At 62.0% G+C, this 22,962-nt stretch carries 23 protein-coding genes; 13 read left to right on the forward strand and 10 right to left on the reverse strand.

Annotated features, from left to right (window positions below):
• Positions 1 to 204: 204 nt before the first annotated feature.
• Both gndA and BM151_RS17795 read left to right on the forward strand, forming a co-directional pair.
• Positions 205 to 1,632 (forward strand): NADP-dependent phosphogluconate dehydrogenase, encoded by a 1,428-nt coding sequence (gene gndA / locus BM151_RS17790; RefSeq protein WP_090062105.1) that lies wholly within the window; start codon positions 205 to 207, stop codon positions 1,630 to 1,632.
• Between the two features lie 129 nt (positions 1,633 to 1,761).
• Entirely contained in the window at positions 1,762 to 3,189 is a 1,428-nt protein-coding gene (locus tag BM151_RS17795) for a TrkH family potassium uptake protein (protein ID WP_090062106.1), read from the forward strand.
• A 3-nt stretch (positions 3,190 to 3,192) separates the two neighbouring features.
• On the opposite strand, the gene hrpB is transcribed toward BM151_RS17795, so the two are convergent.
• Complete coding sequence (gene hrpB, locus BM151_RS17800) at positions 3,193 to 5,607, reverse strand: ATP-dependent helicase HrpB (RefSeq protein ID WP_090062107.1); 2,415 nt, start codon at positions 5,605 to 5,607, stop codon at positions 3,193 to 3,195.
• Between the two features lie 129 nt (positions 5,608 to 5,736).
• Here hrpB and meaB point away from each other — a divergent pair, with 129 nt between their 5' ends.
• The 5 genes from meaB to BM151_RS17825 all read left to right on the forward strand — a co-directional run bounded on the left by meaB (position 5,737) and on the right by BM151_RS17825 (position 9,370).
• Positions 5,737 to 6,732 (forward strand): methylmalonyl Co-A mutase-associated GTPase MeaB, encoded by a 996-nt coding sequence (gene meaB / locus BM151_RS17805; protein WP_090062108.1) that lies wholly within the window; start codon positions 5,737 to 5,739, stop codon positions 6,730 to 6,732.
• A 595-nt stretch (positions 6,733 to 7,327) separates the two neighbouring features.
• Positions 7,328 to 7,615, forward strand: a complete 288-nt coding sequence (gene rpmB / locus BM151_RS17810) for a 50S ribosomal protein L28 (RefSeq protein ID WP_090062109.1) — start codon at positions 7,328 to 7,330, stop codon at positions 7,613 to 7,615.
• A 181-nt stretch (positions 7,616 to 7,796) separates the two neighbouring features.
• The gene (locus BM151_RS17815) at positions 7,797 to 8,144 is read left to right on the forward strand and encodes a DUF2946 family protein (protein ID WP_090062110.1); all 348 of its coding nucleotides are present in this window, start codon (positions 7,797 to 7,799) and stop codon (positions 8,142 to 8,144) included.
• Between the two features lie 44 nt (positions 8,145 to 8,188).
• A complete protein-coding gene (locus BM151_RS17820; protein ID WP_090062111.1) occupies positions 8,189 to 8,674 on the forward strand; it encodes a copper chaperone PCu(A)C in 486 nt (161 codons plus the stop codon).
• 144 nt (positions 8,675 to 8,818) lie between these two features.
• Positions 8,819 to 9,370: a 2OG-Fe(II) oxygenase gene (locus BM151_RS17825; RefSeq protein ID WP_090062112.1), complete on the forward strand. Its 552-nt coding sequence runs from the start codon at positions 8,819 to 8,821 to the stop codon at positions 9,368 to 9,370.
• Between the two features lie 3 nt (positions 9,371 to 9,373).
• Here the strand turns inward: BM151_RS17825 and BM151_RS17830 are convergent, their stop codons facing one another.
• Positions 9,374 to 10,057, reverse strand: coding sequence for an NAD-dependent deacylase (locus tag BM151_RS17830; RefSeq protein ID WP_090062113.1), 684 nt, complete (start codon positions 10,055 to 10,057; stop codon positions 9,374 to 9,376).
• Positions 10,058 to 10,308: 251 nt separating this feature from the next.
• Here BM151_RS17830 and BM151_RS17835 point away from each other — a divergent pair, with 251 nt between their 5' ends.
• A complete protein-coding gene (locus tag BM151_RS17835) occupies positions 10,309 to 10,755 on the forward strand; it encodes a low molecular weight protein-tyrosine-phosphatase (protein ID WP_090062114.1) in 447 nt (148 codons plus the stop codon).
• 13 nt (positions 10,756 to 10,768) lie between these two features.
• Here the strand turns inward: BM151_RS17835 and BM151_RS17840 are convergent, their stop codons facing one another.
• Positions 10,769 to 11,518 carry a DUF4336 domain-containing protein gene (locus tag BM151_RS17840; protein WP_090062403.1) on the reverse strand — a complete coding sequence of 250 codons (750 nt, stop codon included), beginning with the start codon at positions 11,516 to 11,518 and terminating at the stop codon, positions 10,769 to 10,771.
• A 23-nt stretch (positions 11,519 to 11,541) separates the two neighbouring features.
• Entirely contained in the window at positions 11,542 to 11,868 is a 327-nt protein-coding gene (locus BM151_RS17845; RefSeq protein WP_090062115.1) for a hypothetical protein, read from the reverse strand.
• Between the two features lie 311 nt (positions 11,869 to 12,179).
• On the opposite strand from BM151_RS17845, the gene dgt reads away from it, so the two are divergent.
• Complete coding sequence (gene dgt, locus BM151_RS17850) at positions 12,180 to 13,532, forward strand: dGTP triphosphohydrolase (protein WP_245781251.1); 1,353 nt, start codon at positions 12,180 to 12,182, stop codon at positions 13,530 to 13,532.
• 4 nt (positions 13,533 to 13,536) lie between these two features.
• Here the strand turns inward: dgt and BM151_RS21490 are convergent, their stop codons facing one another.
• A complete protein-coding gene (locus BM151_RS21490; protein ID WP_143093127.1) occupies positions 13,537 to 14,952 on the reverse strand; it encodes a hypothetical protein in 1,416 nt (471 codons plus the stop codon).
• A 139-nt stretch (positions 14,953 to 15,091) separates the two neighbouring features.
• Between BM151_RS21490 and lepA the strand changes: the two genes are divergently transcribed.
• Complete coding sequence (gene lepA, locus BM151_RS17860; RefSeq protein ID WP_090062117.1) at positions 15,092 to 16,891, forward strand: translation elongation factor 4; 1,800 nt, start codon at positions 15,092 to 15,094, stop codon at positions 16,889 to 16,891.
• Between the two features lie 142 nt (positions 16,892 to 17,033).
• On the opposite strand, the gene BM151_RS21710 is transcribed toward lepA, so the two are convergent.
• On the reverse strand, positions 17,034 to 17,207 hold the full coding sequence (locus BM151_RS21710) for a hypothetical protein (protein WP_177213209.1): 174 nt from the start codon (positions 17,205 to 17,207) through the stop codon (positions 17,034 to 17,036).
• A gap of 638 nt (positions 17,208 to 17,845) precedes the next feature.
• On the reverse strand, positions 17,846 to 17,965 hold the full coding sequence (locus BM151_RS17870) for an entericidin A/B family lipoprotein (RefSeq protein ID WP_090062118.1): 120 nt from the start codon (positions 17,963 to 17,965) through the stop codon (positions 17,846 to 17,848).
• Positions 17,966 to 18,252: 287 nt separating this feature from the next.
• On the opposite strand from BM151_RS17870, the gene BM151_RS17875 reads away from it, so the two are divergent.
• Positions 18,253 to 18,441 carry a CTP synthetase gene (locus BM151_RS17875; RefSeq protein ID WP_090062119.1) on the forward strand — a complete coding sequence of 63 codons (189 nt, stop codon included), beginning with the start codon at positions 18,253 to 18,255 and terminating at the stop codon, positions 18,439 to 18,441.
• Between the two features lie 24 nt (positions 18,442 to 18,465).
• Here the strand turns inward: BM151_RS17875 and BM151_RS17880 are convergent, their stop codons facing one another.
• The gene (locus tag BM151_RS17880; protein ID WP_090062120.1) at positions 18,466 to 19,248 is read right to left on the reverse strand and encodes an alpha/beta fold hydrolase; all 783 of its coding nucleotides are present in this window, start codon (positions 19,246 to 19,248) and stop codon (positions 18,466 to 18,468) included.
• Positions 19,249 to 19,301: 53 nt separating this feature from the next.
• On the opposite strand from BM151_RS17880, the gene BM151_RS17885 reads away from it, so the two are divergent.
• Positions 19,302 to 19,673 carry a hypothetical protein gene (locus BM151_RS17885; protein WP_090062121.1) on the forward strand — a complete coding sequence of 124 codons (372 nt, stop codon included), beginning with the start codon at positions 19,302 to 19,304 and terminating at the stop codon, positions 19,671 to 19,673.
• On the opposite strand, the gene BM151_RS17890 is transcribed toward BM151_RS17885, so the two are convergent.
• Both BM151_RS17890 and glyA read right to left on the reverse strand, forming a co-directional pair.
• Positions 19,648 to 20,520: a DUF817 domain-containing protein gene (locus BM151_RS17890; protein WP_090062122.1), complete on the reverse strand. Its 873-nt coding sequence runs from the start codon at positions 20,518 to 20,520 to the stop codon at positions 19,648 to 19,650. The genes BM151_RS17885 and BM151_RS17890 overlap by 26 nt on opposite strands.
• Before the next feature lie 68 nt (positions 20,521 to 20,588).
• Positions 20,589 to 21,884: a serine hydroxymethyltransferase gene (gene glyA / locus BM151_RS17895; RefSeq protein WP_090062123.1), complete on the reverse strand. Its 1,296-nt coding sequence runs from the start codon at positions 21,882 to 21,884 to the stop codon at positions 20,589 to 20,591.
• Between the two features lie 305 nt (positions 21,885 to 22,189).
• Here glyA and BM151_RS17900 point away from each other — a divergent pair, with 305 nt between their 5' ends.
• Positions 22,190 to 22,951, forward strand: a complete 762-nt coding sequence (locus tag BM151_RS17900; RefSeq protein WP_177213223.1) for an NAD kinase — start codon at positions 22,190 to 22,192, stop codon at positions 22,949 to 22,951.
• The last annotated feature ends 11 nt before the right edge of the window (positions 22,952 to 22,962 follow it).

Consider the following 22,962-nt stretch of genomic DNA (forward strand, 5'->3'; position numbering starts at 1 on the left):
CATAGGCGATCGATGCGGCAATTGCAAGTTTTCTCGGAAAAAGCCTTGTTCTGCAGGGGATTTGGAATAGCTCCCTCAACGGGTGTACGATGTCGTATTGTGTCCGCGCCGCAAGGGCGGAGCGTGACGCGGCGCCTGAAACCGTCGTTTGCGCGAAGATTTTTGCGGAAAAACCATTCGAGATAACAAGGAGTTCACGGAAACATGGCAAATGCGCGTATCGGTCTCGTGGGGCTGGGTGTCATGGGGGCAAACCTGTCTCTGAATATTGCCGAAAACGGCTTTCCCGTTGCTGTCTATAATCGCACGGGCGCGGTGACGGATGCGTTTATCGCTTCTGCCGGGGCACTTTCGGAGCGCCTTGTCGCGAGCAAAACCTATGAAGAACTGGTGGCGGCCCTGCCGCGGCCACGCGCGGTGATCATCATGGTCAAGGCCGGCGGTCCCGTCGATGCGGTGATCGAGGGGCTCGCACCTCTCATGCAAGAGGGCGACATGATCATCGATGCGGGCAATGCCGATTTTCATGACACCCGGCGGCGCGAGGCCGCGCTCAAGGCCCAGGGGCTCAATTTCATCGGCATGGGCGTGTCGGGCGGCGAAGAAGGCGCGCGTCACGGTCCCTCGATCATGGCCGGCGGCAATCCGTCGTCCTACGAGGCGATCCGCGAGATCATCGAGGCGATTGCCGCCAAACATCAGGGCCAGCCCTGTGCCGCGCATTTCGGTCCCGACGGGGCCGGGCATTTCGTCAAGACCGTCCATAATGGCATCGAATATGCCGATATGCAGATGATCGCAGAGGTCTATGGCATCCTGCGCGATGGCGGGACCGAGCGCGAACGCTGCGCGCCGGCGCAGATCGGCCATCTGTTCGAGCAATGGAACAAAGGCCCGCTCAATTCCTACCTCGTCGAGATCTCGGGCAAGGTGCTGCAAGCCTTCGATCCCGAGACCGACCGGCCGATGGTCGAGATGATCGTCGACAAGGCCGGCCAGAAAGGCACCGGGCGCTGGACCGCGATCGAGGCGATCACCCTGGGCCAGTCGCCCTCGGCGATCGAGGCTGCCGTGGCGGCACGGGCCTGGTCGGCCGCGAAAGAGACGCGGCGCGCGGGCGCCGAATTGTTCGGCGATCTCGAGGCGGAGCCGCTGCCGCGCCCCTCGGAAGAGGTGCTGGAACGCGCGCTGCTGGCGGCCAAGATCATCGCCTATGATCAAGGGTTCAAAATCCTGTCTGCGGCCTCGGAACACTATGACTGGGGCATCGATCTCGCCTCGGCTGCAGAGGTCTGGCGCGAGGGCTGTATCATCCGCTCAGCGCTTCTGGACGATATGGCCTCGGCCATTCGCGAGGGGCTGCCGCATGATCAGCTGATCTTCGCGCCGCGTTTCGTCGAGATGCTCCGCGACGGTGCGGGCGCGCTGAGACAGGTCGTGGCCTATGCCGCCTCCGCCGGCCTGCCGGTGCCGGCCTTTGCCAATGCGCTTGCCTATTTCGACACGATGCGACAGGGCCGCGGCACCACCGATCTCATTCAGGCACAGCGCGATTTCTTCGGCGCGCATGGTTTCGAGCGGGTCGATGGCGGTGCCGGTCAGCACGGGCCATGGGGAGGGGCGGCAGGTTGAACGGCAGGCTGAGCGCCCGGCCGGGCCAATGGGGCGACGGACAGAGCCTCTTGCATCGGACAGGGGTTTCGTGATTTCTCGAGCTGAATGGCCGTCGTTGCGGCCGCGACCTCAGTGAGGCAGGCGGGAATGAGTTTCGTCATTTTCATCAACGGTCTGGTGATGGTGTTCTTTGCCGCGCTGATGGCGGCGATTGCGCTGATCTTTCCCGAAACGGCGGGGATGTTCGAGGAATCCGCGCTGCTCACCGGATTTCTCGGGGGCGCGCTCGCCCTGGCGTCTTCGCCGCGCACCGAAGCACTCTTGCCGCTGCACACCTTTCTTCTGACCTCCTCGGTCTGGATGGTGGCGGCGCTCTGCGGCGCGGTGCCACTGTATTTCCACGGGCTCGCGGGCGCGGATGCGCTGTTCGAGGCGATGTCGGGCATCACCACCACCGGTTCCACCGTGATGTCCGGTCTCGACGAGACGCCCAGGGGGATCATCTTCTGGCGCGCGCTGTTGCAAGGGGTCGGCGGCGTCGGGTTTATCGTCACGGGGATTGCGCTCCTGCCGATCCTCAAGGTCGGGGGGATGCAGCTGTTTCGCTCCGAAAGCTCCGAAAAAGGCGGCAAGGAGCTGCGCAACGCCACGATGTTCGCCTCGGCGACCTTGCAGATCTATTTCGCCCTGATCCTCCTCTGTGCGCTTTTGTATCTCCTGGGCGGCATGTCGGTCTTTGACGCCATCACCCATGCGCTGACCACGCTCTCGACCGGTGGGTACTCGGGCTATGATGCCTCCTTCGGTCATTTCGACAGTTCTTTCCTGCAATGGACCTGCACGCTGTTCATGCTCGCCGGGGCTCTGCCGTTTTCCTGGTATATCCGTGGTGTGCGCCACAATTCCTGGAAATCCGAACAGGTCGCGGCGATGCTCAAGGCCTTGGCGCTGACCATCGGCGCCCTGTCACTCTGGCTGATGCTCAGCCGTGATGAGACCCTGTTCGACGCGCTGCGGCTGGTCGCCTTCAACGTCATCTCGGTGGTGACGACCACCGGCTATGCCTCGACCGATTACACGCTCTGGGGCGGCTTTGCCGTGGCGGCGTTTTTCGTCCTCACCGCGGTGGGCGGCGCCACCGGCTCGACCGCGGGCGGGGCCAAGGCGATGCGCTGGCTCGTCGCCATTCGCGCGCTTCTGGCCCAGATCCGCATGAGCTACGCGCCGCACCGGGTCACTTTCGTGAAATATGAGGGCCGGCCGGTGGCCCCCGACGCGCTTTCCGGCGTCATCGCCTTTTTCGTGCTCTATGCCGCCACCTTCGGGGTGACCGCCTCGCTTCTGAGCTTTTTCGGCGCCGATATGGTGACCGCCACCTCGGGCGCCTTGACAGCACTCGCCAATGTCGGCCCCGGTGTGGGCGAGATCATCGGTCCGGCGGGCAATTTCGCCGCGCTCGATGTGCCTTCGAAACTGGTGCTGACCTTTGCCATGTATCTCGGGCGGCTGGAAATGGCGACGGTCTATGCGCTGTTTGCGCCGATGTTCTGGCGCGAGCTGATCGCCGCGCGCTAAAGCTCAGCTTCCGCGCCGCTTGGCCCGGAGCGTCGGATCGGCCTCGGTCGGGTCCTCCGGCCAGGGATGTTTCGGATAGCGCCCGCGCATGTCCTTGCGCACATCGGCATAGGACGTCTTCCAGAAATTCGGCAAATCTAGGGTGACCTGAACCGGGCGATGCGCCGGCGAGGTCAGCACCACTTTCAAAGGCACGCGGTTCGGCCCGACGGTCGGGTGCACGGTGGTGCCGAAAAATTCCTGCAACCGTCCGGTAACCTCCGGGTGCTCGCCGGAGTAATCGATCGGCAGCTTGCGCCCCACCGGGCTTTCGAACGCTCCGGGCACCTCACGGTCGAGCCGCTGCATCTGATCCCAGTCGAGCATGGCCCTGAGCGCCTCGGTGATGTCGAGGTTGCGGAGCGCGCCTTCGGTCTTGGCACCCTTGAGATAGGGCAGGAGCCAGTCTTCGAGTGTCGCCATCAGTGCCGCTTCGGACATGTCCGGGAAGCTCTCGCCCATCAGCGCGACGCGGGCGGCAAAGCGTTTCGCCTTGTCGCTCCAGGGCAATCCGATCTGCCGCAGCCCCACGAGGGCGCCACGGGCGACGGCCTCTGAGGGCGCGTCCTTCCACTGCCGGTCGTCGAGCACGAGCGCCCCGAACATTTCGCGCCGCCGGGCCACCACGCGCTTCTCGCGCTTGTCCCAGTCGCAAACGTCACTCCAATGGATCTGATCGCCGTAAAGCCCGCGCAGCTCGCCCTCGCTGATCTGCACCGCTTGCCGGATTTTCGCATCCCGCGCCGCACCGTCCGTGTCGGTCACCACGATGAGCCGCGCGCCCGCGAGATCGTCGCTGTCGGGCATCACCGCGCCCTTGCCGCCGGACAGAAGATAACGCGGCTGATCGCCGGGGCGCCGGAGCCCGATGCGATCGGGATAGGCCAGCGCCGCCATTTCGCCGAGGCTCATCTCGTTGCGTTGCGGCAGGCCTTGGCGCAGCCGTTTGGCCTCTTGCCTGACCCGTTCGATCACCCCGCGATCGGCAGTGCCGGGATTTTTCAGCGCCCGCATGCGCAGGGTGAGATCGACGCCCGCACCGCGCAGAGGATCGCGTTCGCTCAGCAGGGCCGCCAGCTCCGCCGCCTGTGCCCCCGCCATTTGCAGCATATGCGCCAGACGTGGATGCAGCGGTTTGGCGGCGAGCGCCTTGCCATGGTCGGTGATCCGCCCGGCCTCGTCCAATGCGTCAAGGCTGATGAGCAGGGCGCGGGCTTCCGCCAGAGGCCCCTCGGGCGGTGGGGTGAGAAAGGCGAGATCCTCCTCTCGCGCGCCCCAAAGCGCCAGTTCCAGCGCCAGACTGGTCAGATCCGCCGTCTCGATCTCGGCGGGGGCAAACCCGTGCAGCGCGCCTTCTTCGCCCCTGGTCCAGAGCCGGTAGCATGTGCCCTCGGCAACACGACCGGCGCGGCCCCGGCGCTGTTCGGCTTCGGCTTTCGAGACCCGCTCGGTGACCAGCCGCGACATGCCGGAGGAGGGATCAAAGCGGGCCCGCCGGGCGCGGCCAGCGTCCACGACGATGCGCACATCCTCGATGGTGAGCGAGGTCTCGGCAATCGAGGTGGCAAGCACGATCTTGCGGCCTTCCGTAGCGGGCGCAATGGCGGCGCGCTGGTCGGAGAACTTCATCGCCCCGAACAGGGGCCGGATCGCGCAATCCGCCGGCACGCGCCCCTCGAGCAAGCTCTGCACCCGCCGGATTTCGCCCTCGCCGGGCAGGAAGACCAGCGCCGAACCGCTCTCTTCCGTGACGGCTTTCAGCACCAGATCGGCGACGGCCTGTTCCAGACGCTGGGTTTTCGGGACCGGCGTGTCGAGCCATCGGGTCTCGACCGGATAGGCCCGACCTTCGGAGCGGATCACCGGCGCCGCGTCGAGCATCTTCGCCACCGGGTCCGCGTCGAGCGTCGCCGACATGACCACGAGGACCAGATCCTCGCGCAGCGCCTGCCGCACCTCCCAGGTCAGCGCGAGGCCCAGATCCGCATTGAGACTGCGCTCATGGAATTCGTCGAATATCACCGCACCGACGCCCGTGAGCTCCGGATCGCTTTGCAGCATGCGGGTGAGAATGCCCTCGGTCACCACTTCGATCCGCGTGGCTTTCGAGACCTTGGCCTCGCCACGAATGCGATAGCCGACGGTCTCGCCCGCGCGCTCACCCAGTGTCTCCGCCATGCGTTCCGCCGCCGAGCGCGCGGCCAGACGGCGTGGCTCCAGCATGACGATCCTGCCCTCGACATGCGGCAGAAGCGCCAAAGGCACCCGCGTGGTCTTGCCCGCCCCCGGCGGCGCCATCAACACGGCGCGGCCGTCGCGGGCAATCGCGTCGGTCAGCTCGGGGAGCACATCGTCAATCGGCAGGCGGGGCGTGAACATGCACCTCTTATGGGCGAAACTGCAGGGGACGAAAAGGGGGCGCCGGTTGGCTGCGGGCTGGACATTGCGGGGCGCCTGCGGGAAAACATGACGAAAGACCCGTCAGCGGTTCGGAGGAGGGAAATGAGCATGGATGTCACACAACTCGCCGAACAGGTCATCGCGGGCAATCGCCGGGCGTTGGCCCGCGCCATCACACTGGTGGAAAGCGCGCGCGACGACCACCGCGAACAGGCGATCGCACTGATGGAAGAGGTGGGCAAGAGCGGTCGTCAGGCGCTCCGCCTCGGTCTTTCGGGCACGCCGGGCGTCGGCAAATCCACCTTTATCGAGAGCTTCGGCATGATGCTCATTCGCGAAGGACTGAACGTCGCGGTGCTGGCCGTCGATCCCTCGTCCTCACGCTCCGGCGGGTCGATTCTGGGCGACAAGACCCGGATGGAAATGCTGTCGCGCGAACGGGCGGCCTTTATCCGCCCCTCGCCGTCGCAATCCGAACTGGGCGGTGTCGCCCGGCGCACGCGCGAAGCCGTGGCGCTCTGCGAGGCCGCCGGGTACGACCTGATCCTGATCGAGACCGTGGGCGTCGGGCAATCCGAGACCGTGGTGGCGGAAATGTCGGACCTGTTCCTCTTGCTCTTGGCGCCGGCGGGCGGCGACGAGCTGCAAGGAGTCAAGCGCGGCATCATGGAAATGGCCGATCTGATTCTGGTGAACAAGGCCGATGGCGATTTGAAAGCGGCCGCGCAACGGACCTGTGCCGATTACGCAGGCGCGCTGCGGCTGATCCGCAAACGTCCGCAGGACCCGATGGAGTTTCCCAAGGCGATGACCGTCTCGGCGATCGAGGAGCACGGGCTCGAAGCCGCCTGGGCCGAGATGAACACGCTGATCGACTGGCGCCGCGAGAACGGGTTCTTCGATGCGCGCCGGGCGGAACAGGCCGAATATTGGTTCGGTCAGGAGATCCGCCATGGGTTGTTGCGCCAGCTTGAGCGCGAGCCTTTGAAGTCGATGATTGCCGGGCTGGCCGGGAAAGTGGCCGGCGGCGAGATCACCCCGAGCCACGCGGCGGCGGATGTGTTGAAAGCGCTCCGGGAGGGGTATGGACCGTCCGGGCCTTGATGCCTGATGGCGCCAGTCTTCTCGTCACCTGCGGAGTTTGTCGATTGGGCAGAGTGATGCGGCGAAAGACCGGAATGAGGCCTTGCCAGACATTCGCACGTAGCACCCTCGTGCGGAATCAAGGCCGTAGGCCGCCGCACATCGCTGACGCGTCCCGCGCGGCGGCGATTTTGTCAGGTTCAGGCAACGTGTTGAGCTTATTCGGATTTGGCTGAGATAAATCGAGAGGTTCAGCGGACAGGCTCGCCACCGCCCGCGTCATCGAGGTGCGGCTTCCGCCCAAATAACGAACGTCCACTTCGTCCGCAAATCGGACATTGGATCAGAGGGAGCCGACATCTGACATTTCGAGACACCCCTTGACGATTCTCTCATCTTCGCCTATGTCCCGCGAACTGAATTTCGGGCGCGGCTCTTGAGCGGTGTCCTTTTCTGTTGAAGAACGGTGTTTTTCCGCGGTTTTACTCGGTTTTCGGACTTGCGTCCGGGGCGCGGGCGCGTAAAAGAGGGCCGATCAAGACAGAATGAGTCTTTTAAACTGCGAGAGCACACGAAACTCTGACGTGCTTTCGAAAGTAGAAACGAGGATGAACCCATGTCGCGTCGTTGCGAACTGACCGGTAAAGGCCCGATGACTGGCAACAATGTCAGCCACGCCAAAAACAGAACCCGCCGCCGTTTCCTTCCGAACCTCAACGATGTGACGCTGATTTCGGAAACCCTCGGCCGCTCCTTCAAACTGCGCATTTCCGCTGCCGCTCTGCGCTCCGTCGACCACCGTGGTGGTCTGGACGCTTTCCTTGCCAAAGCCAAGGATGCCGAGCTGTCGGACAATGCTCTGAAAATCAAAAAAGACATCGCGAAAGCCCAGGCTGCCGCCTAAGTCTTTGAAGATTTGAGATTGAGACCCCGCGAAGGCACGGCCTTGGCGGGGTTTTCTCATGTCTGGCCCTTGGCTGCTCGGCGGAGCGTCGCCAGGGGGCTGGTCGGGTTTCACTTTCGCTGAATTCTGCGGCATTCGGCCTCTTTCCTTTTGCGTGCGCCTCGCTAAAGTGCCTGACACCATGCGTATCACCCGCACGATAAAGGCCGTTCTGGTCGCGTTCCTGCTCATCGTCACGTCCCAGTCCATGGCCGTGGCGCGGGGCACCATGCGCGACGCCAGCGGGGCAGTCGTGCTCTGTACCGGCACGGGACCGATTACCGTGCTCACGGATGCGGATGGGCAGCCGATTGGCCCGTCGCACATTTGTCCCGATTGTGCGCTCACCGTGATCGCCGGTCTGGCGGAGGCATTCGACCTGCCTCAGCCGGAACAAACCCTCCTGCGCTTCACGCCTGCGGTGCTGTCCTATTCCGCGCATGACACGATCCCGCCCCGGCCGCGTGCCCGGGCGCCGCCTCTGGTCTGAGTTTTCCGCACTTAAAACTCTCCAAGACCACAAGGACCACTCACATGTTCAAGACCTCTCTTCTGGCCGGGCTTGCCGCCTGCGCCTTCGCTCTGCCCGCCTTTGCCGATATCACCATCGTCGATCCCTATGCCCGCTCTTCGGGCGCCATGGCCCGTGCCGGGGCTGCGTTTTTCATCATCGAGAACACCGGCGACGAGGATGATCAGCTGATCGATGCAAAATCCGACATTTCCAAGATCACCGAGCTGCACACCCATAAGGACATGGGCGATGGCGTGATGAAAATGCTGCATGTGCCCGAAGGCTTCACTATCCCGGCCAATGGCAGCCATGCGCTGGCCCGCGGCGGCGATCACGTCATGTTCATGGGGCTTCTCAAGCCGATGAACCAGGGCGATACGGTCACCGTCACCCTGACCTTCGAGAAAGCCGGCGACATCACCGTCGAGATCCCCGTCGATCTCGAGCGTCAGGACAGCGCCATGGCCATGCCGATGGACGGCACCGGCATGAAGATGGGCAACTGAGCCCGTATCCATATCCGAGGAAAGGCACGCCACGGCGTGCCTTTTTTCTTGCGCGGATGCCAAAACACGCTACATGATCGCGCACCGCAGATCGGGAAATTTCCGCCCGGCCCGCGGCTTTCGTGACAATTGAAGAGACTGATCATGTTGAACGTTCATGCGTTCCCGGAGGCGTTTTCGCCCTCCGAATGTGATGCGATTATTGCGCTCGCCCGTGAGGGCGAGCTCAAGGATGCCGGGCTGGTGAAGAACCGCTCCGATCATAACCTGCGCCGTGCCGATCTCGGCTGGCTCGACGAGCGCGCGGGCGGCGACTGGATCATGGAGCGGATCATGCATCTCGTGGCCGAGGCCAACCGGGCGCATTTCGATTTCGCCCTGACCGAATTTGGCGAGAGTCCGCAGGTGGCCCGCTATGGTGCCGAGCGTCAGGGGCATTTCACCTGGCATTCCGACATTGGCGAGGGGGCTTTGGCCTCGCGCCGCAAACTCACCATGGTGGTGCAGCTCTCCGATCCGAGGGCGTACAGAGGCGGGGCGCTCGAGTTGCAGCCGGATGCCAATATCCGCGTATCCGACCGGACCAAGGGTTCGGCCGTGCTGTTCCCGTCCTTCGTGCTGCACCGGGTGACGCCGGTGCATGAGGGCGAGCGCTATTCGCTCTCCACCTGGGTCCACGGCCCGGCGTTTCGCTGAGCCTCAGATGAGGTCTTTCACCCAGCCCGGCACCACCTCGGTGGCCGGGCCTTCGCGGATCTCGTCAAACCGCCCGCCCGAGGCTTTGAGATTGAGCTCCAGCGTGCGGATGCCATAGGCCCGCGCCATCTGGCTGAACCCCGCCGCCGGGTAGACCACGCCGGAGGTGCCGATGGCGACGAACAGCGCGCTGTCTTCCAGCGCCTCCTGGATGGCCTCCATGTGATAGGGCATCTCGCCGAACCAGACGATATCGGGCCGGGTCGCGGGGGCGCCGCAGTCGGGGCAGGGGGCGTTGACGTCCATCACCATCGGCGCTGGCCAGCGATGACCGCAGGCGGCGCAAAGCGCGTCTTTCAACGCCCCATGCATATGGGTGACGCTCCGCGCCCCGGCACGTTCCAGGAGATCGTCGACATTCTGGGTCACCAGATGCACCGGGCCGGGGTAACGGTCCTGTAATTCGGCCAGCGCGAGATGCGCGGCATTCGGCGTGGCCTCGGCCGCCTGCGCCCGGCGCAGATTGTAAAACCGCTGCACCAGTTGCGGATCGCGCGCGAAAGCCTCCGGGGTTGCCACATCCTCGACCCGGTGATCTTCCCAAAGCCCGTCTTCGGCGCGGAATGTCCTGAGCCCGCTTTCCGCCGAGAGCCCGGCGCCCGAGAGAATGAAAATACCGTCTGCCATATGCGCCTCTCCTTTGGGAAGAGAGTAGCGGCGATGGCGCGCGCTGGGTAGGGGCGTTTGTTCCGGGGGCGGGCGTGCCGGAGGCATGCTTTCAGCCGCACCGCGGGCGCGGCGGCTTTGCCGTGTTCCGCGCCAGAAAGCGAAGGTCCCGAAAAGCTCAAACTGGCATTTGTGCAAGATGAGCCATCGCCCAAATCTCCAGTTCAGATTTGCGGTGATTCCGATTAGCCTGCCGCCAAACAGGAGCCTTTATGCAAAAAATCCTTTTCGTCTGTCTCGGTAACATTTGCCGCTCCCCCTCCGCAGAGGCGGTGTTTGCGACCAAGGCCGCCGCCGCCCGGCAACCGGTGATCGTCGACAGTGCCGGCACCGGCAACTGGCATGTGGGCGAAGCCCCTTACGGGCCGATGCAGAGGGCCGCCAAATCCCGCGGTTATGATCTCTCCGCCCTGCGCGCCCGACAATTCACCGCCGCGGATTTCGACGGGTTCGATCTGATCGTGGCGATGGATGCGGTCAATCTGCGCGATATCGAGCGGCTTCGGCCCCTGGGCAATGAGACCCCGGTGGAGCTGATGATGGCGTTCGCACCCGAAGCCGGGATCAAATCCGTGCCCGATCCTTATTACACCCGCGATTTCGACGAGGCGCTCGATCTGATCGAACTGGCCTCCGAGGGGCTGCTCAGCCGTTTCTGACCCGCGCTGCGGCTCAGACCCTGAGCCAGCGAAAGGCGCGTTTGAGCTCTGCCGTGCCGTTGCGCTGATACCAGCGCCCGTGGCTCAGGATCACCTGTTCCGGTTGCCAGGAGATCACCTCGCGCATGACCTCGCGGGCCTGTTTCTTGGATTTGAAAGAGCCGCGCATATCGGCGGGCGCCTTGCCATCCGGGTCGAGAATGCCGGCGATCCGCATCAGAAAGGCCTTCATCCGGCCGACCTTATGGGCTTCGAAATTCTCAATCAGATCGGTAAGGATCAGGGTGTTCGACGGCATGTGGTAAAACACCACCTCGTGCAGGAAACGATGGCCCCTGACCAGGCGCTGGCGAATATCCGCGGCATAGCCTTCCGGACCGCCGGGCGCCTCGTCCGTCAGCACGTCGTGCTTCGGGAAGGGGACGCCGTATTTCGCGGCACGTTCCTTGACCCCGGGGGCGGCCAGAACCTGTGCCTGCGGGAAGCGTTTGTGCCAGAGATGCACGGAGACGTAATGGATCGGATTGGGCGCGATCAGCCAGCCGATCGGGCCAAGATCGGCCAGTTGATCCAGAAGCCCCTCATCGATTGCAATCGGCGAATGCACCCAGAGCTTGCCATTCACCCGCACCACCGTCATTCGGGTCGGGAAATTGATGCCATAGAACGGCACAGAGGGCCCGTCGGCAATCCAGATCCCGGCGTCGGGGTCGGGACCAACGGGTTTGAGCGTGTTCAGCGGGTGGTAAAGCGGATCAGTCACGTGATCGGTCACGTCGGGGCGCGTCAGCCGCAATATTGCGCAGCGGTGGCGCCGAAGGCCTTGTAGCGCTTCCAGAAGCTCTCATGGCTGCGGTTGTCGCTCTGGCGGATATCCTGTGCCTTCTGCGGGTCCTTGAAGAATTTCGCCGCCTGACGCTGATCGCTGTTCGACAGGGTCAGATCGGCGACATCCTGAATGCAGCCGCAAAGCGCACGGTTGTTCGCGGCCCGGTCGGAGGACATGCAAGCGCGCTCGATCGCACCGGCCTGCGCCGGGAGCGGGGAAAGCGTCGCGCTCGCGCCGGATAGGAGTGCCGCCACAATGAATAGGGTCTTTTTGGCTTTTTTCATTTTCTGCCTCTCGTCCAATCGTGGCGGACTCTGTCCCGGGTCTGCCTGATCTTATGTCAGGTCTGCGCCGGGTTTCTTGCCTGTCCCAAGTCCGGTTAACCGTGTCTGGATCAACCGTTAACCTGAATTGCCTTTGCTACCGACAGGTTTCCGCCATCTTGGTTAAAATCTGGTTAATTTTGCCCGAGTCGCCCTCACGGGGCAATCGCGCAAACCGGCGCGGCTGTGAGGTGAGCGGAGGTCTGCCGAGAGATATGGATATTCCCGTTTCGTATCGGTAGGTTGGGCAGGCTTAACAGGGGGCGTATGGCATGCGGATGAATTGGCAAAAGCTTTTGGACACCACGCTTCTGGGCGATGAAAATCGTGAAGAAAAGCCCAATCGACCGAATTATGCGCAGGATTATGACCGGCTGGTGTTCTCGCTGCCCTTCCGGCGTCTGGCGAACAAGACCCAGGTGCATCCGCTCTACGCCCATGATCATGTCCATCACCGGCTGATCCACAGTGTCGAAACCAGCAGCGTCGGGCGCTCGCTGGGCATCGAGGTCGGGCAATGGCTCGAGGATGCGGGCCATATCGACGCCGGGCAAAAACACCTGCTGTCCGGCGTCGTGCAGGCCGCCTGTATCGCCCATGACATCGGCAACCCGCCCTTTGGCCATTCCGGCGAGGCGGCGATTGGCGCCTGGTTCGCCGGGCAGTTCGCCGGGGGGCATCCGTTCTTCGAGGCGATCCCCGAAGCGGACCGTGCCGAATTCGAGAAGTTCGAAGGCAATGCCCAGGGCTTTCGCCTGATCACCCGGCTCGAGATGTATCGCAACGCGGGCGGCATGCGTCTGACCCATGCGGTCCTGGGGGCTTTCACCAAATACCCGGCGCTGGCCCGGACCCATGTCGCGGCCCAGGCCCGTGAAGGCAAGGCTGCGTACAAGGGGCTCGCGAAATTCGGGTTGTTCCGCTCGGAATACGACCTCTTCGCCGATGTCGCGGCGCGCACCGGGCTGATCGCCGAGGAAGAGGACGGTCAGCGCTGGTGGCGGCGGCATCCGCTGGTCTTCCTGGTCGAGGCGGCGGATGACATTTGCTACAATATCCTCGATCTCGAAGACGCCTATGTCGCCGGCGATCTCACGGCAGAGAAAATCAAGGATCTGATGCGACCGCTGTTCGGCGGGTCCAATCGGCAATTCTCCCGGATCGAGGAAGAGATCGCCTATTATCGCGCCCGCGCCATCGGGGCCTCGATCGCGGCCTGTGTCGAGGCTTTCAAGAGCCATTACGACGAGATCATGGAGGGGCGTTTCTCGGCCTCTCTGATCTCGCGCTCCAACATGGCCGGGGCCTTTGCCAGGATCGAAGACACCGCCCGCAGCCAGATTTTCACCGCCCCGCGCAAGACGCGGCTCGAGGTGACCGGGCGCAATATCCTGCACGATGTGCTGGGCGGGCTTTTGCCGGTGCTGCTGGAGCTGGAACGGGTCGACTGGGACGCCGCGCGCCTGTCCGATTATCACCGACAGCTGGTCTCTGCGGTGGAGTTCGACCTGCGGGATGTCGTCGACGCATACACCGCGCTGCACGCGCTTGGCGACTTCACCTCCGGCATGACCGACCGCTATGCGGTGCGTGTCCATGAGATGGTGACGGGGCGGATGGGGTAAGGCACTATACTTTGCGCCTGTCTTCTTCGGGGATGCCGTCGGCGGTTGACGGGGCAGGGACTGGCTTGGGGGGCGCAGATGGGGAGGTTTCGACGGGACCTTCGGTCTCGATGCAGATTCCCTCGGTCGTGTAGTTTAAGGTCTCGATCATAACAGTGTCGCCAGCAGGCCCGGCGAATTGGGTTCCTGCGGTTGTGATCAGCCCGACCAGAGCCGCAGGGATGAAGCCGCTCATGATATTGGTCTGATAAAATGGCGGTTTTTTCGTCCGTTCCTGCCCAAGGGATTGAGCGCGTTGCAGGCGTGTGTTCAGCTCTTGAACCGTGCCGATCAAGGCCTGCGAGAGTATCGCCAGCTCTTTGATGCGCGGCTCCTCTGTCTCTGCGGACACAAGCTCGATACTGATGCCATGCAGGATGCGGGGGACGGAGAGCAGTGGTTCGATCGTGTCGGGTAGCGCGTTGGGGCTTCCCAGCTCTTTGCGGATTTCCGACAGGGCCTGTTCGATCAGTTGCGACAGACGATCCGCTTCCTTCGCCAGAACCGGGGCGCGGGGAATCATCGCGCGCGCGTGGTCCTCGAACCGTTCGGCGCGCTTCTCGCGCAAGTCTTTTTGGATTTGTTCGATCTTTTCGGCAACCGCCTCTGCCCCGGCGTCCCACAGCTCATTCTCAATCAATGCGATTTCCAGCCACAGGTCCCAGTCGGGGGTGCGGCCGTGGATGCGATCCTCATACCAGTTTCGCCAAAATGACATGGCTGGGTTGTGAGACCAGTCTTTGTTCAGAGCTTGCCAGTCTTCTACAAAGACTTCCGGTGGAGTGCCTCCTGTCCAAAGAGCTGTGGCGAATGTGTCTTTCGCTCCGAGTTTCTCCAAAGTTTCTGTTAGAGCGAAAGATGAAGGCCATGTCGTGGACAAACCGGCTTCAAGTGCAAAATCGGCAGATAAACCAAGGAATAGAGCGAAGTCGGCCGCGATAATATTCGCAGGTTCTGAGGTGGGAGTGTCTAGAGCGCGTTGAGCCCCGGAGAGTGCATCCTGAAGGGCGGCAATGAGGTTCGAAATGTCATTTTGAGCTGCACTTGCGCGCCGTGGAAGTGCGTGTGCCAAATGCAATGGCGATTGTGGATTATTGATTGGCACGAATGTATCGCGTGCTGAAATCGCTCCTTCATGCAATCTTTTGGTTGTGTCATGGTCAAGAAATACTGCAGCGGCGCCCAAAATTATCGCGGCTCGCAATACAGCGAGATCCAAAGGGCATTCTGCAAGAGGCGTCGATCTTCTGCCTTGAATATGGGGAAGGGCGCGGATTGTGCTGATGCTGGCGCAAGCGCACTGCACGTCGTAGGTCTGGGCAGCGCACCAAGTATTTGACCAGCGACGAAACTCATGACGATTTTTGAACTCTCTGCTCATGTCTTTCCCAAGTTTTCAATATCGTTAGATATGCGAGCGATGCCCTCGCTATGCAAGGATTGATCCCCCAATGCCCCTTGCCATTTCGCCCCTTTCCCCCCATAGAACTCGGTCAAACCCCATCCGCTGAAGGCCTGTCATGACCGAGCTGAAAAACATCCGCAATTTCTCCATCGTGGCCCATATCGACCACGGCAAGTCGACGCTTGCCGACCGGCTGATCCAGCTCACCGGCACGGTGGCTGAACGGGACATGAAACAGCAGATGCTCGACGCCATGGATATCGAGCGCGAGCGCGGCATCACCATCAAGGCCAACTCTGTGCGGATCGAATATCCGGCCAAGGATGGCGAGACCTATGTGCTCAATCTGATCGACACCCCCGGTCACGTCGACTTTGCCTATGAGGTCTCGCGCTCCATGCAGGCGGTCGAGGGCTCGCTTCTGGTGGTCGACGCCACGCAAGGGGTGGAGGCACAGACATTGGCCAATGTGTACCAGGCCATCGATGCCGATCACGAGATCGTCCCGGTCCTGAACAAGATCGACCTGCCCGCCGCCGAACCCGAGCGGGTCTGTGAACAGATCGAGGATGTCATCGGCATCGACGCCTCGGAAGCCATCGAGATCTCCGCCAAGACCGGCATCGGCATCCCCGATGTGCTGGATGCCATCGTCACCCGCCTGCCGGCGCCGAAGGGCGATCGCGATGCACCGTTGAAAGCCATGCTGGTCGACAGCTGGTATGACCCTTACCTCGGCGTCGTCGTGATGATCCGCGTCATCGACGGCGTGATCAAGAAGGGCGACCAGATCCGCATGATGCAGACCAAGGCCACCTACAAGATCGACAAGCTCGCGGTGCTGAAACCGCAGATGGTCGATTTCCCGGAGCTCGGGCCGGGCGAGATCGGCATTTTCACCGCCTCGATCAAACAGGTGCGCGACACCAAGGTCGGCGACACGATCACCCATGAGAAACGTCAGTGCGAAAAGCCGCTGCCGGGCTTCAAACCCTCGATCCCGGTGGTGTTCTGCGGCCTCTTCCCGGTCGATGCCAATGATTTCGAGGATTTGCGCTCCGCCATCGAGAAGCTGCAACTGAACGACGCCTCCTTCAGCTCGGAGATGGAAACCTCCGCCGCGCTTGGTTTCGGCTTCCGCTGTGGCTTCCTCGGGCTCTTGCACCTCGAGGTGATCCGCGACCGGTTGGAACGCGAATACGATCTCGACCTGATCACCACCGCGCCCTCCGTGGTCTACAAGATTTACATGAAGGACGGCACGGTCGAGGACCTGCACAATCCCGCTGATATGCCCGATCTGACTCATGTCGATCATGTCGAAGAGCCGCGGATCAAGGCCACGATTATGGTGCCGGACGAATACTTGGGCGATGTGCTGAAACTCTGTCAGGACCGCCGCGGCATCCAGATCGATCTCACCTATGCCGGCTCCCGCGCCATGGTGGTCTATGACCTGCCTTTGAACGAGGTGGTGTTCGACTTCTACGACCGTCTGAAATCGATCACCAAGGGCTATGCCTCTTTCGACTACCAGTTCACCGAATATCGCGAGGACAATCTCGTGAAGATGCAGATCCTGGTGAATGACGAGCCGGTCGATGCGCTCTCGATGATGGTGCACCGCGACCGCGCCGAAATGCGGGGCCGCGCCATGTGCGAAAAGCTCAAGGACCTGATCCCGCGCCACATGTTCAAGATCCCGATCCAGGCCGCGATCGGCGGCAAGGTCATCGCCCGCGAAACCCTCTCTGCGCTACGCAAGGACGTGACCGCCAAATGCTACGGCGGCGACGCCACCCGGAAGAAGAAACTTCTGGAAAAGCAGAAAGCCGGTAAGAAGAAAATGCGCCAGTTCGGGAAAGTGGAAATCCCGCAGGAAGCGTTTATTAGCGCACTGAAAATGGATGACTAAAAAAGCCGCCCCTCGGGGCGGTTTTTTACATCCAGTTTCAGTGCGGGTGTGCGGCAGCGTGTTTTCAAAGAAAACGCGCGTGCACACTCCGTGGAGCATGGGCGCTGGATGCGAGCAAAAGGCCGCCCGAAGGCGGCCAATCTTATTTTTCTTTGCGAACGCCTTTGAAGGGCGTCTTGCTGGATGTCTTCACATCCATAAATTTTCCCGACGCTGTGTCGCGTTTGACGTAGTGGCCGGAAGGTGTCTTGGTCTGAGAGCGACCTTTGACCATCCCGTTGCGATGTCCGTCACCCGATGGAGTATTGGTAGCCATTGTACATTCTCCTTATTGGGTGTGGCAGGCGGAGGCGCAGGTTTTGCACCCATTCGACTGCGGATAGATACGTTTCGCTGCCGCGACGGCACTCGCACAGCTACTATGATAGCCCAGATCAGTTGTCGACGTCGCAAGGGATAGCCAATAACAGCCTTCCTCATGCACTTCGTGGTCACCATTGGGTTGAGCGGTGTTGTTAACGTGGAATTTTGGCATAGTTTTGCCTTTCGCATCTAGAGGCGCGAAGGCTGCTTGACAAATTCCCTCAATCAGATTCTGATCAAGGTACCACGAACTTCCACCGCAGCCTTCACAACAAAGGTGGCGGATTTGGGAATTCAGCGCCGCTGAGGTCTGGACACCGAAGCGGCGCATTTTTCCAAACGTCATATCAGCAACGTGCACGACTGTATATTGTAGGTCAACAGGGAAAATGCACGAGGTGACGAAATTCGTCCTCCCCTTCGCGCTTATCGCAATACTTACTACTAAATGTGTGGTTAGGTCAACTGCTCTGGTACACTTTTTGTGTAATTTTTGTCGGGATGCCCGGCGATTGACACCTCTCCCACAAAACCAAAAACGCCCACCCAACCGGGCAGGCGCTTTCCTCACTCACTTACATCCCCCGCCGCTTAGCGTGCGGCTTCCGAGATTGCCTGACCGGCTTTCTCGATATCCTTGCCCGCGCCTTCGATGGTTTCGCAGGCGGCCAGCGCCAGAAGCGTCAGGCCCAGCATCATCACTCGTTTCATATCCGTCTCCGTCGAAATATCTCCCCGAAGGGATAGCGCGCAAATCCGCCCTGCTCAACTGTTTCGGTCGCGGGGCTCTGCCTGTCAGAGGCTGTTTCGGCGGGCTTTGGCACGGGGGGCGCGGGGGGGCGCGGCTGAGGGGAGGCAAGGGGAGGAGGGGGGCGGTGCCCGACGGAAGTCCGACAGATGTCAGACGCTTTGCCGACAGTCGATTTGACGCCGATCAAAGCGGCATTTTTGAATCACCTTATCGTCATCCTCGCGCGAATGGCTTTGAGGAGTGACCCATGAACCGTCTTGCCGGGATTCTTTATTCGCTGATTTCCACGACCCTTGCGGGCTCTTTCGTCGTTGTCGCATTGACCATCGGTCAGGACACGCTCAAGCCGATCCTGATTGCCGCGGCCATCGGATTTGTCGTCGCGCTTCCGGTGACCTGGTTCATCGCCAAGAAGATCACCGAAGAGTTTTCCTGAGGTCTCGCGGCACGGGCGCGGGGCCTAGCCCTTGGCGTCCACCGCCGTCATCCAGGCCCGCATCGCCGCTTCGAATTCGCGCGGTTTCTCGGCATGGAGCCAATGGCCCGTGCCCGGGATAGAGGCGAATTTTGCATTCGGAAACAGGGCTTTGGCACGGTCCCTGTGGTCGCGCTCGACATATGTGCTCTCGCCGCCCGACAGGAAGAACGTCGGCCCGTCATAACTCCCGGAGACTTCGGGAAAACCGACGATCTTCGGCATTTCCGCCTCCAGCACGTCCAAATTCAACAGCCAGCGTTTCTCTTTCACCACGAGGCTTTGCAGCAGGAACGCCCGGACGCCTGCGTCGAGCACCTCCTGCGCCAATTGCCGGTCGGCGTCGGAGCGTTTCTCGACCGTCGAGAGGTCGAGCCCGCGCATCGCATGGATCAGCGGCGTATTGTCATGGCTGTAGGCCACCGGAGAAATATCCGCGACAATCAAGGACTTGATCAGATCGGGGCGTTGCGACGCCAGCACCATCACCGCCTTGCCGCCCATCGAATGGCCCATGACATGGCAGGGCCCGTGCTCGGCCACGATCGGCTCGAGAACCTCGGCGAGATCGCTGGCCATATCCGTGTAGCTCTGGCTTGGGAAGCGCGGGGATTCGCCATGGTTGCGTTGATCGACAGAGGCGACAAGCCTTTGATCGGAAAGACGTTTCGAGATCACCCCCCAGTTGCGGGCAGAGCCGAACAGGCCGTGGACGATCAAAAGGGGCGAGGCGTCGGTCGGGGAACCGGTGAAAACAGTATTGAGCATGGCTTGAGAGATAGCGTCTTGGCGGCGCAGCGCAAACCCATTAAATCGGCCCCATGGACCATTCCGTTTTGCACAGATCTGACGAGCTCGCCGAGTTGCTGCGCGACCGTCTCGGCGTCCGCCTGGGCGAAGGTTTCGAGGCCAAGGTCAAACATGCCGGGCGCCGGTTGCCGCGCTGGGCACGCCGGAAATCCGCGGTGATCGTCGAGGCCATGGCGCTCGAGGCGCATCCCCGGCTGGCGCAGCAGGTGGAGCACAAGAAGGTCGATCGCGCTTTCAAGGAGCTCCGCTATTTCCTCGAACGTCAGGATCTCAAGACCCGCCGCAAGAACCGGGTCCTCGATCTGGTGACCACCATCGCCTTCGTGATCTTTGTGACCGTCGGGCTGGTGCTCGGTGTCATGGTCTGGCGTGGGCTGGTGTGAACGGGTGCGGGCGGAGCGCGTCGCGCTGGACCAGGGTGACGGTCACGAAGCTGACGTAAAGCAAGAGATACCACGACCCCATTTTTGAAAAGCTGACCATCTCGCCGGAGATCTGTCCGTTGTAGAGCCAGATCCGCGTGGCCGTGCCGATGTTCTCCGCGATCCAGAGGAAAAAGGCGGACAATATACCGGCAATGGGCATGGGCATCCAATGCCATTGGCCTATGCGATACCAGACGCGGGTGCGGGCATAGAGGATCAGGGAGAAGACGAAGAGACCGATGCGGATGTCCGGGCCGAAATGATGGGTGAAGAAATTCAGATAGATCGCGCAGGCAAAGAGCAGGCTGGCCCAATAGGGCGGATAGGGGGCAAAGCGCATGTCAAAGAGGCGAATGGCGCGCGCCATGAAGCTGCCGACAGAAGCGTACATGAAGCCTGAAAACAGCGGCACGCCGCCGATCTTGATCAGGCCTGTGCCGGGATAGTCCCAACTGCCCATATGGAGTTTGAACACCTCCATGACCGTACCTGTCATGTGAAACAGCAAGATGACCTTGGCCTCGTCCAGGGTTTCGAGTCGAAAGATCAGAAACAGGGCTTGCAAGCCGAGGGCATAGATCAAAAGCGCGTCGTAGCGTGCGAAGGGCCAGTCCTCTTGCCAGAGCCGATGGGTGAGCATCATGGCGATCAAGAGCAGCCCGCCAAAGAGCGAGGCCCAACCCATCTTGACCGTGAACATCACCAGCTCGGTGACCGCATGCGGGAGGCGGGCGCGGAGCCAGTCTCCCAGACGGCGTTCGAGAGCGGTGGGGTGAGGCTTTTGGGAAGACGCGGGCTTGGTCATGGGCAACATCGCAATCAGAAAAGAAAAGGGGCCCGAAGGCCCCTTTGTCGTGTCCGGATGCCTGAAAATTACAGGTCCGGGTAGAGCGGGAATTTCTCGCAGAGCGCCTCGACCTCGGCTTTCACCTTGGCTTCGATCTCGGCATTGCCCTCTTCGCCATTGGCGGCGAGACCATCGACCACTTCGACGATCCAGTCGGCGATCTGACGGAATTCCGCCTCGCCAAAGCCGCGGGTGGTGCCGGCAGGGGTGCCGAGACGCACGCCGGAGGTGACCATGGGCGGCTGCGGGTCGAACGGGATGCCGTTCTTGTTACAGGTGATGTGGGCACGCTCGAGCGCCTTTTCCGTGTCCTTGCCGGTCACGTTTTTGGGGCGAAGGTCGACGAGCAACACGTGGGTGTCGGTGCCGCCGGTGACGATGTCGAGGCCACCTTTCATCAGCTGGTCGGCCAGCGCCTGGGCGTTGACGATCACCTGTTTGGCGTAGGCTTTGAACTCGGGACGCAGCGCCTCGCCGAAAGCCACGGCCTTGGCGGCGATGACATGCATCAGCGGGCCGCCCTGAATGCCCGGGAAGATGGCGGAGTTCACCTTTTTGGCGATCTCGACATCATTGGTGAGGATCATGCCGCCGCGCGGACCGCGCAGCGTCTTGTGCGTCGTGGTGGTCGCGACATCGGCATAGGGGAAGGGCGAGGGGTGCTCGCCGCCGGCCACGAGACCGGCAAAGTGCGCCATGTCGACCATCAGATAGGCGCCGACCTCATCCGCGATCTCACGGAATTTGGCGAAATCGATCTGACGCGGAATGGCGGAGCCACCGGCCACGATCAGCTTGGGCTTGTGCTCGAGCGCCATCTCGCGCACCTGATCGTAATCGAGGCGCTGGTCCTGTTGGCGCACACCGTATTGCACGGCGTTGAACCATTTGCCGGACTGGTTGACGGAAGCCCCATGGGTCAGGTGACCGCCGGAGGCGAGGTTCATGCCGAGGATCGTGTCGCCCGGCTGCAGCAGTGCGTTGAACACGCCTTGGTTGGCCTGGGAGCCGGAGTTCGGCTGGACGTTGACGTATTTGCAGTCGAACAGCTCTTTCGCGCGATCGCGGGCGAGGTTTTCGGTGATGTCCACATATTGGCAACCGCCATAGTAGCGGCGGCCCGGATAGCCTTCGGCATATTTATTGGTCAGAACCGAGCCCTGCGCCTCCATCACCGCAGCGGAAACGATGTTTTCGGAGGCGATCAGTTCGATCTCGTGACGTTGGCGACCAAGCTCTTGGGTGATCGAGCCGAACAGCTCGGGATCACGGTCGGCCAGTTTTTCGGTGAAGAAACCGGAATCGCGGACATTGGACGTCATGGTGTGCTCCTTGGCAGCATGGGAGTGTCGCGGGTTTCTTATCGGTTCTGTGACAGTTGGAAAACCCTCATCCGCGACATAATGATGTTGAATCTGCGACACTGAAAGCGGCGGGCGTGGCCTTGGCGGGCGGCTGTTTCCGATCCGCGCGGCACGGAGCTTTTGCGAAGCTTTGTTTCCGAGCGGTTCGCCCGGATGGATGCGGACCCGGTCTGCGCGAAGGCGGGCGCGAAAATGCGTGAAATCCCCGGAACGCTTTGTTATCGAGGGACATGGCCGCAAGCGCCTGTTTCAGCGAGAAGAATATCATGGTCAAAATCGCTTTCACCGCAAGTGACGCCCAGATTGCCCAGCGGGCGCTGGAACGGCTGGATGCCCGCTATACTTCGGTGCCGCTCGAACAGGCCGAGGTGATCGTGGCTTTGGGCGGTGACGGGTTCATGCTGCACACCTTGCACAGCACCATGCATCTCGACACGCCGGTCTATGGCATGAATTGCGGCACGGTCGGTTTCCTGATGAACGAGTTTCGCGAGGATGATCTGATCCCCCGCCTGGCCGAGGCCGAGGAGGAGATCATCAATCCTTTGTCGATGGAGGCCGAGGGGGAAAGCGGCAAGATCCGCAAGGCGCTGGCGATCAACGAGGTCTCGCTCTTGCGCGCGGGTCCGCAGGCGGCGAAGCTCCGGGTGTCGATCGACGGCAAGGTGCGGATGGAAGAGCTGATCTGCGACGGGGTCCTGGTGTCGACGCCTGCCGGCTCCACCGCCTACAACTATTCCGCCCGTGGTCCGATCCTGCCGATCGGCTCGGATGTGCTGGCGCTGACTGCCATGGCGGCGTTCCGGCCGCGGCGCTGGCGCGGGGCGCTTCTGCCCAGTACCGCCAAGGTGCGGTTCGACGTGCTCGAGCCGGGCAAGCGCCCGGTGATGGCCGATGCCGACAGCCGCCATGCCGGCAATGTGCTCTGGGTCGAGATCGCCTCTGAGCCCAAGGTGCAGCACCGCATCCTCTTCGATCCCGGCCACGGGCTCGAAGAGCGGCTGTTGCGCGAGCAATTCGTCTGAAGACAGAGCGC

Origin of the sequence: Celeribacter neptunius (genome assembly GCF_900113955.1) — a bacterium.
In the GTDB taxonomy this organism is placed as follows: Bacteria; Pseudomonadota; Alphaproteobacteria; order Rhodobacterales; family Rhodobacteraceae; genus Celeribacter; species Celeribacter neptunius.

What these genes read in the sequence shown, in the direction of transcription:
- gndA (WP_090062105.1), top strand. Translation starts at nt 205, where the DNA reads ATGGCAAATGCGCGTATCGGTCTCGTGGGGCTGGGTGTCATGGGGGCA.
- BM151_RS17795 (WP_090062106.1), top strand. Translation starts at nt 1,762, where the DNA reads ATGAGTTTCGTCATTTTCATCAACGGTCTGGTGATGGTGTTCTTTGCC.
- hrpB (WP_090062107.1), bottom strand. Translation starts at nt 5,607, where the DNA reads ATGTTCACGCCCCGCCTGCCGATTGACGATGTGCTCCCCGAGCTGACC.
- meaB (WP_090062108.1), top strand. Translation starts at nt 5,737, where the DNA reads ATGGATGTCACACAACTCGCCGAACAGGTCATCGCGGGCAATCGCCGG.
- rpmB (WP_090062109.1), top strand. Translation starts at nt 7,328, where the DNA reads ATGTCGCGTCGTTGCGAACTGACCGGTAAAGGCCCGATGACTGGCAAC.
- BM151_RS17815 (WP_090062110.1), top strand. Translation starts at nt 7,797, where the DNA reads ATGCGTATCACCCGCACGATAAAGGCCGTTCTGGTCGCGTTCCTGCTC.
- BM151_RS17820 (WP_090062111.1), top strand. Translation starts at nt 8,189, where the DNA reads ATGTTCAAGACCTCTCTTCTGGCCGGGCTTGCCGCCTGCGCCTTCGCT.
- BM151_RS17825 (WP_090062112.1), top strand. Translation starts at nt 8,819, where the DNA reads ATGTTGAACGTTCATGCGTTCCCGGAGGCGTTTTCGCCCTCCGAATGT.
- BM151_RS17830 (WP_090062113.1), bottom strand. Translation starts at nt 10,057, where the DNA reads ATGGCAGACGGTATTTTCATTCTCTCGGGCGCCGGGCTCTCGGCGGAA.
- BM151_RS17835 (WP_090062114.1), top strand. Translation starts at nt 10,309, where the DNA reads ATGCAAAAAATCCTTTTCGTCTGTCTCGGTAACATTTGCCGCTCCCCC.
- BM151_RS17845 (WP_090062115.1), bottom strand. Translation starts at nt 11,868, where the DNA reads ATGAAAAAAGCCAAAAAGACCCTATTCATTGTGGCGGCACTCCTATCC.
- dgt (WP_245781251.1), top strand. Translation starts at nt 12,180, where the DNA reads ATGCGGATGAATTGGCAAAAGCTTTTGGACACCACGCTTCTGGGCGAT.
- BM151_RS21490 (WP_143093127.1), bottom strand. Translation starts at nt 14,952, where the DNA reads ATGAGCAGAGAGTTCAAAAATCGTCATGAGTTTCGTCGCTGGTCAAAT.
- lepA (WP_090062117.1), top strand. Translation starts at nt 15,092, where the DNA reads ATGACCGAGCTGAAAAACATCCGCAATTTCTCCATCGTGGCCCATATC.
- BM151_RS21710 (WP_177213209.1), bottom strand. Translation starts at nt 17,207, where the DNA reads ATGGCTACCAATACTCCATCGGGTGACGGACATCGCAACGGGATGGTC.
- BM151_RS17870 (WP_090062118.1), bottom strand. Translation starts at nt 17,965, where the DNA reads ATGAAACGAGTGATGATGCTGGGCCTGACGCTTCTGGCGCTGGCCGCC.
- BM151_RS17875 (WP_090062119.1), top strand. Translation starts at nt 18,253, where the DNA reads ATGAACCGTCTTGCCGGGATTCTTTATTCGCTGATTTCCACGACCCTT.
- BM151_RS17880 (WP_090062120.1), bottom strand. Translation starts at nt 19,248, where the DNA reads ATGCTCAATACTGTTTTCACCGGTTCCCCGACCGACGCCTCGCCCCTT.
- BM151_RS17885 (WP_090062121.1), top strand. Translation starts at nt 19,302, where the DNA reads ATGGACCATTCCGTTTTGCACAGATCTGACGAGCTCGCCGAGTTGCTG.
- BM151_RS17890 (WP_090062122.1), bottom strand. Translation starts at nt 20,520, where the DNA reads ATGACCAAGCCCGCGTCTTCCCAAAAGCCTCACCCCACCGCTCTCGAA.
- glyA (WP_090062123.1), bottom strand. Translation starts at nt 21,884, where the DNA reads ATGACGTCCAATGTCCGCGATTCCGGTTTCTTCACCGAAAAACTGGCC.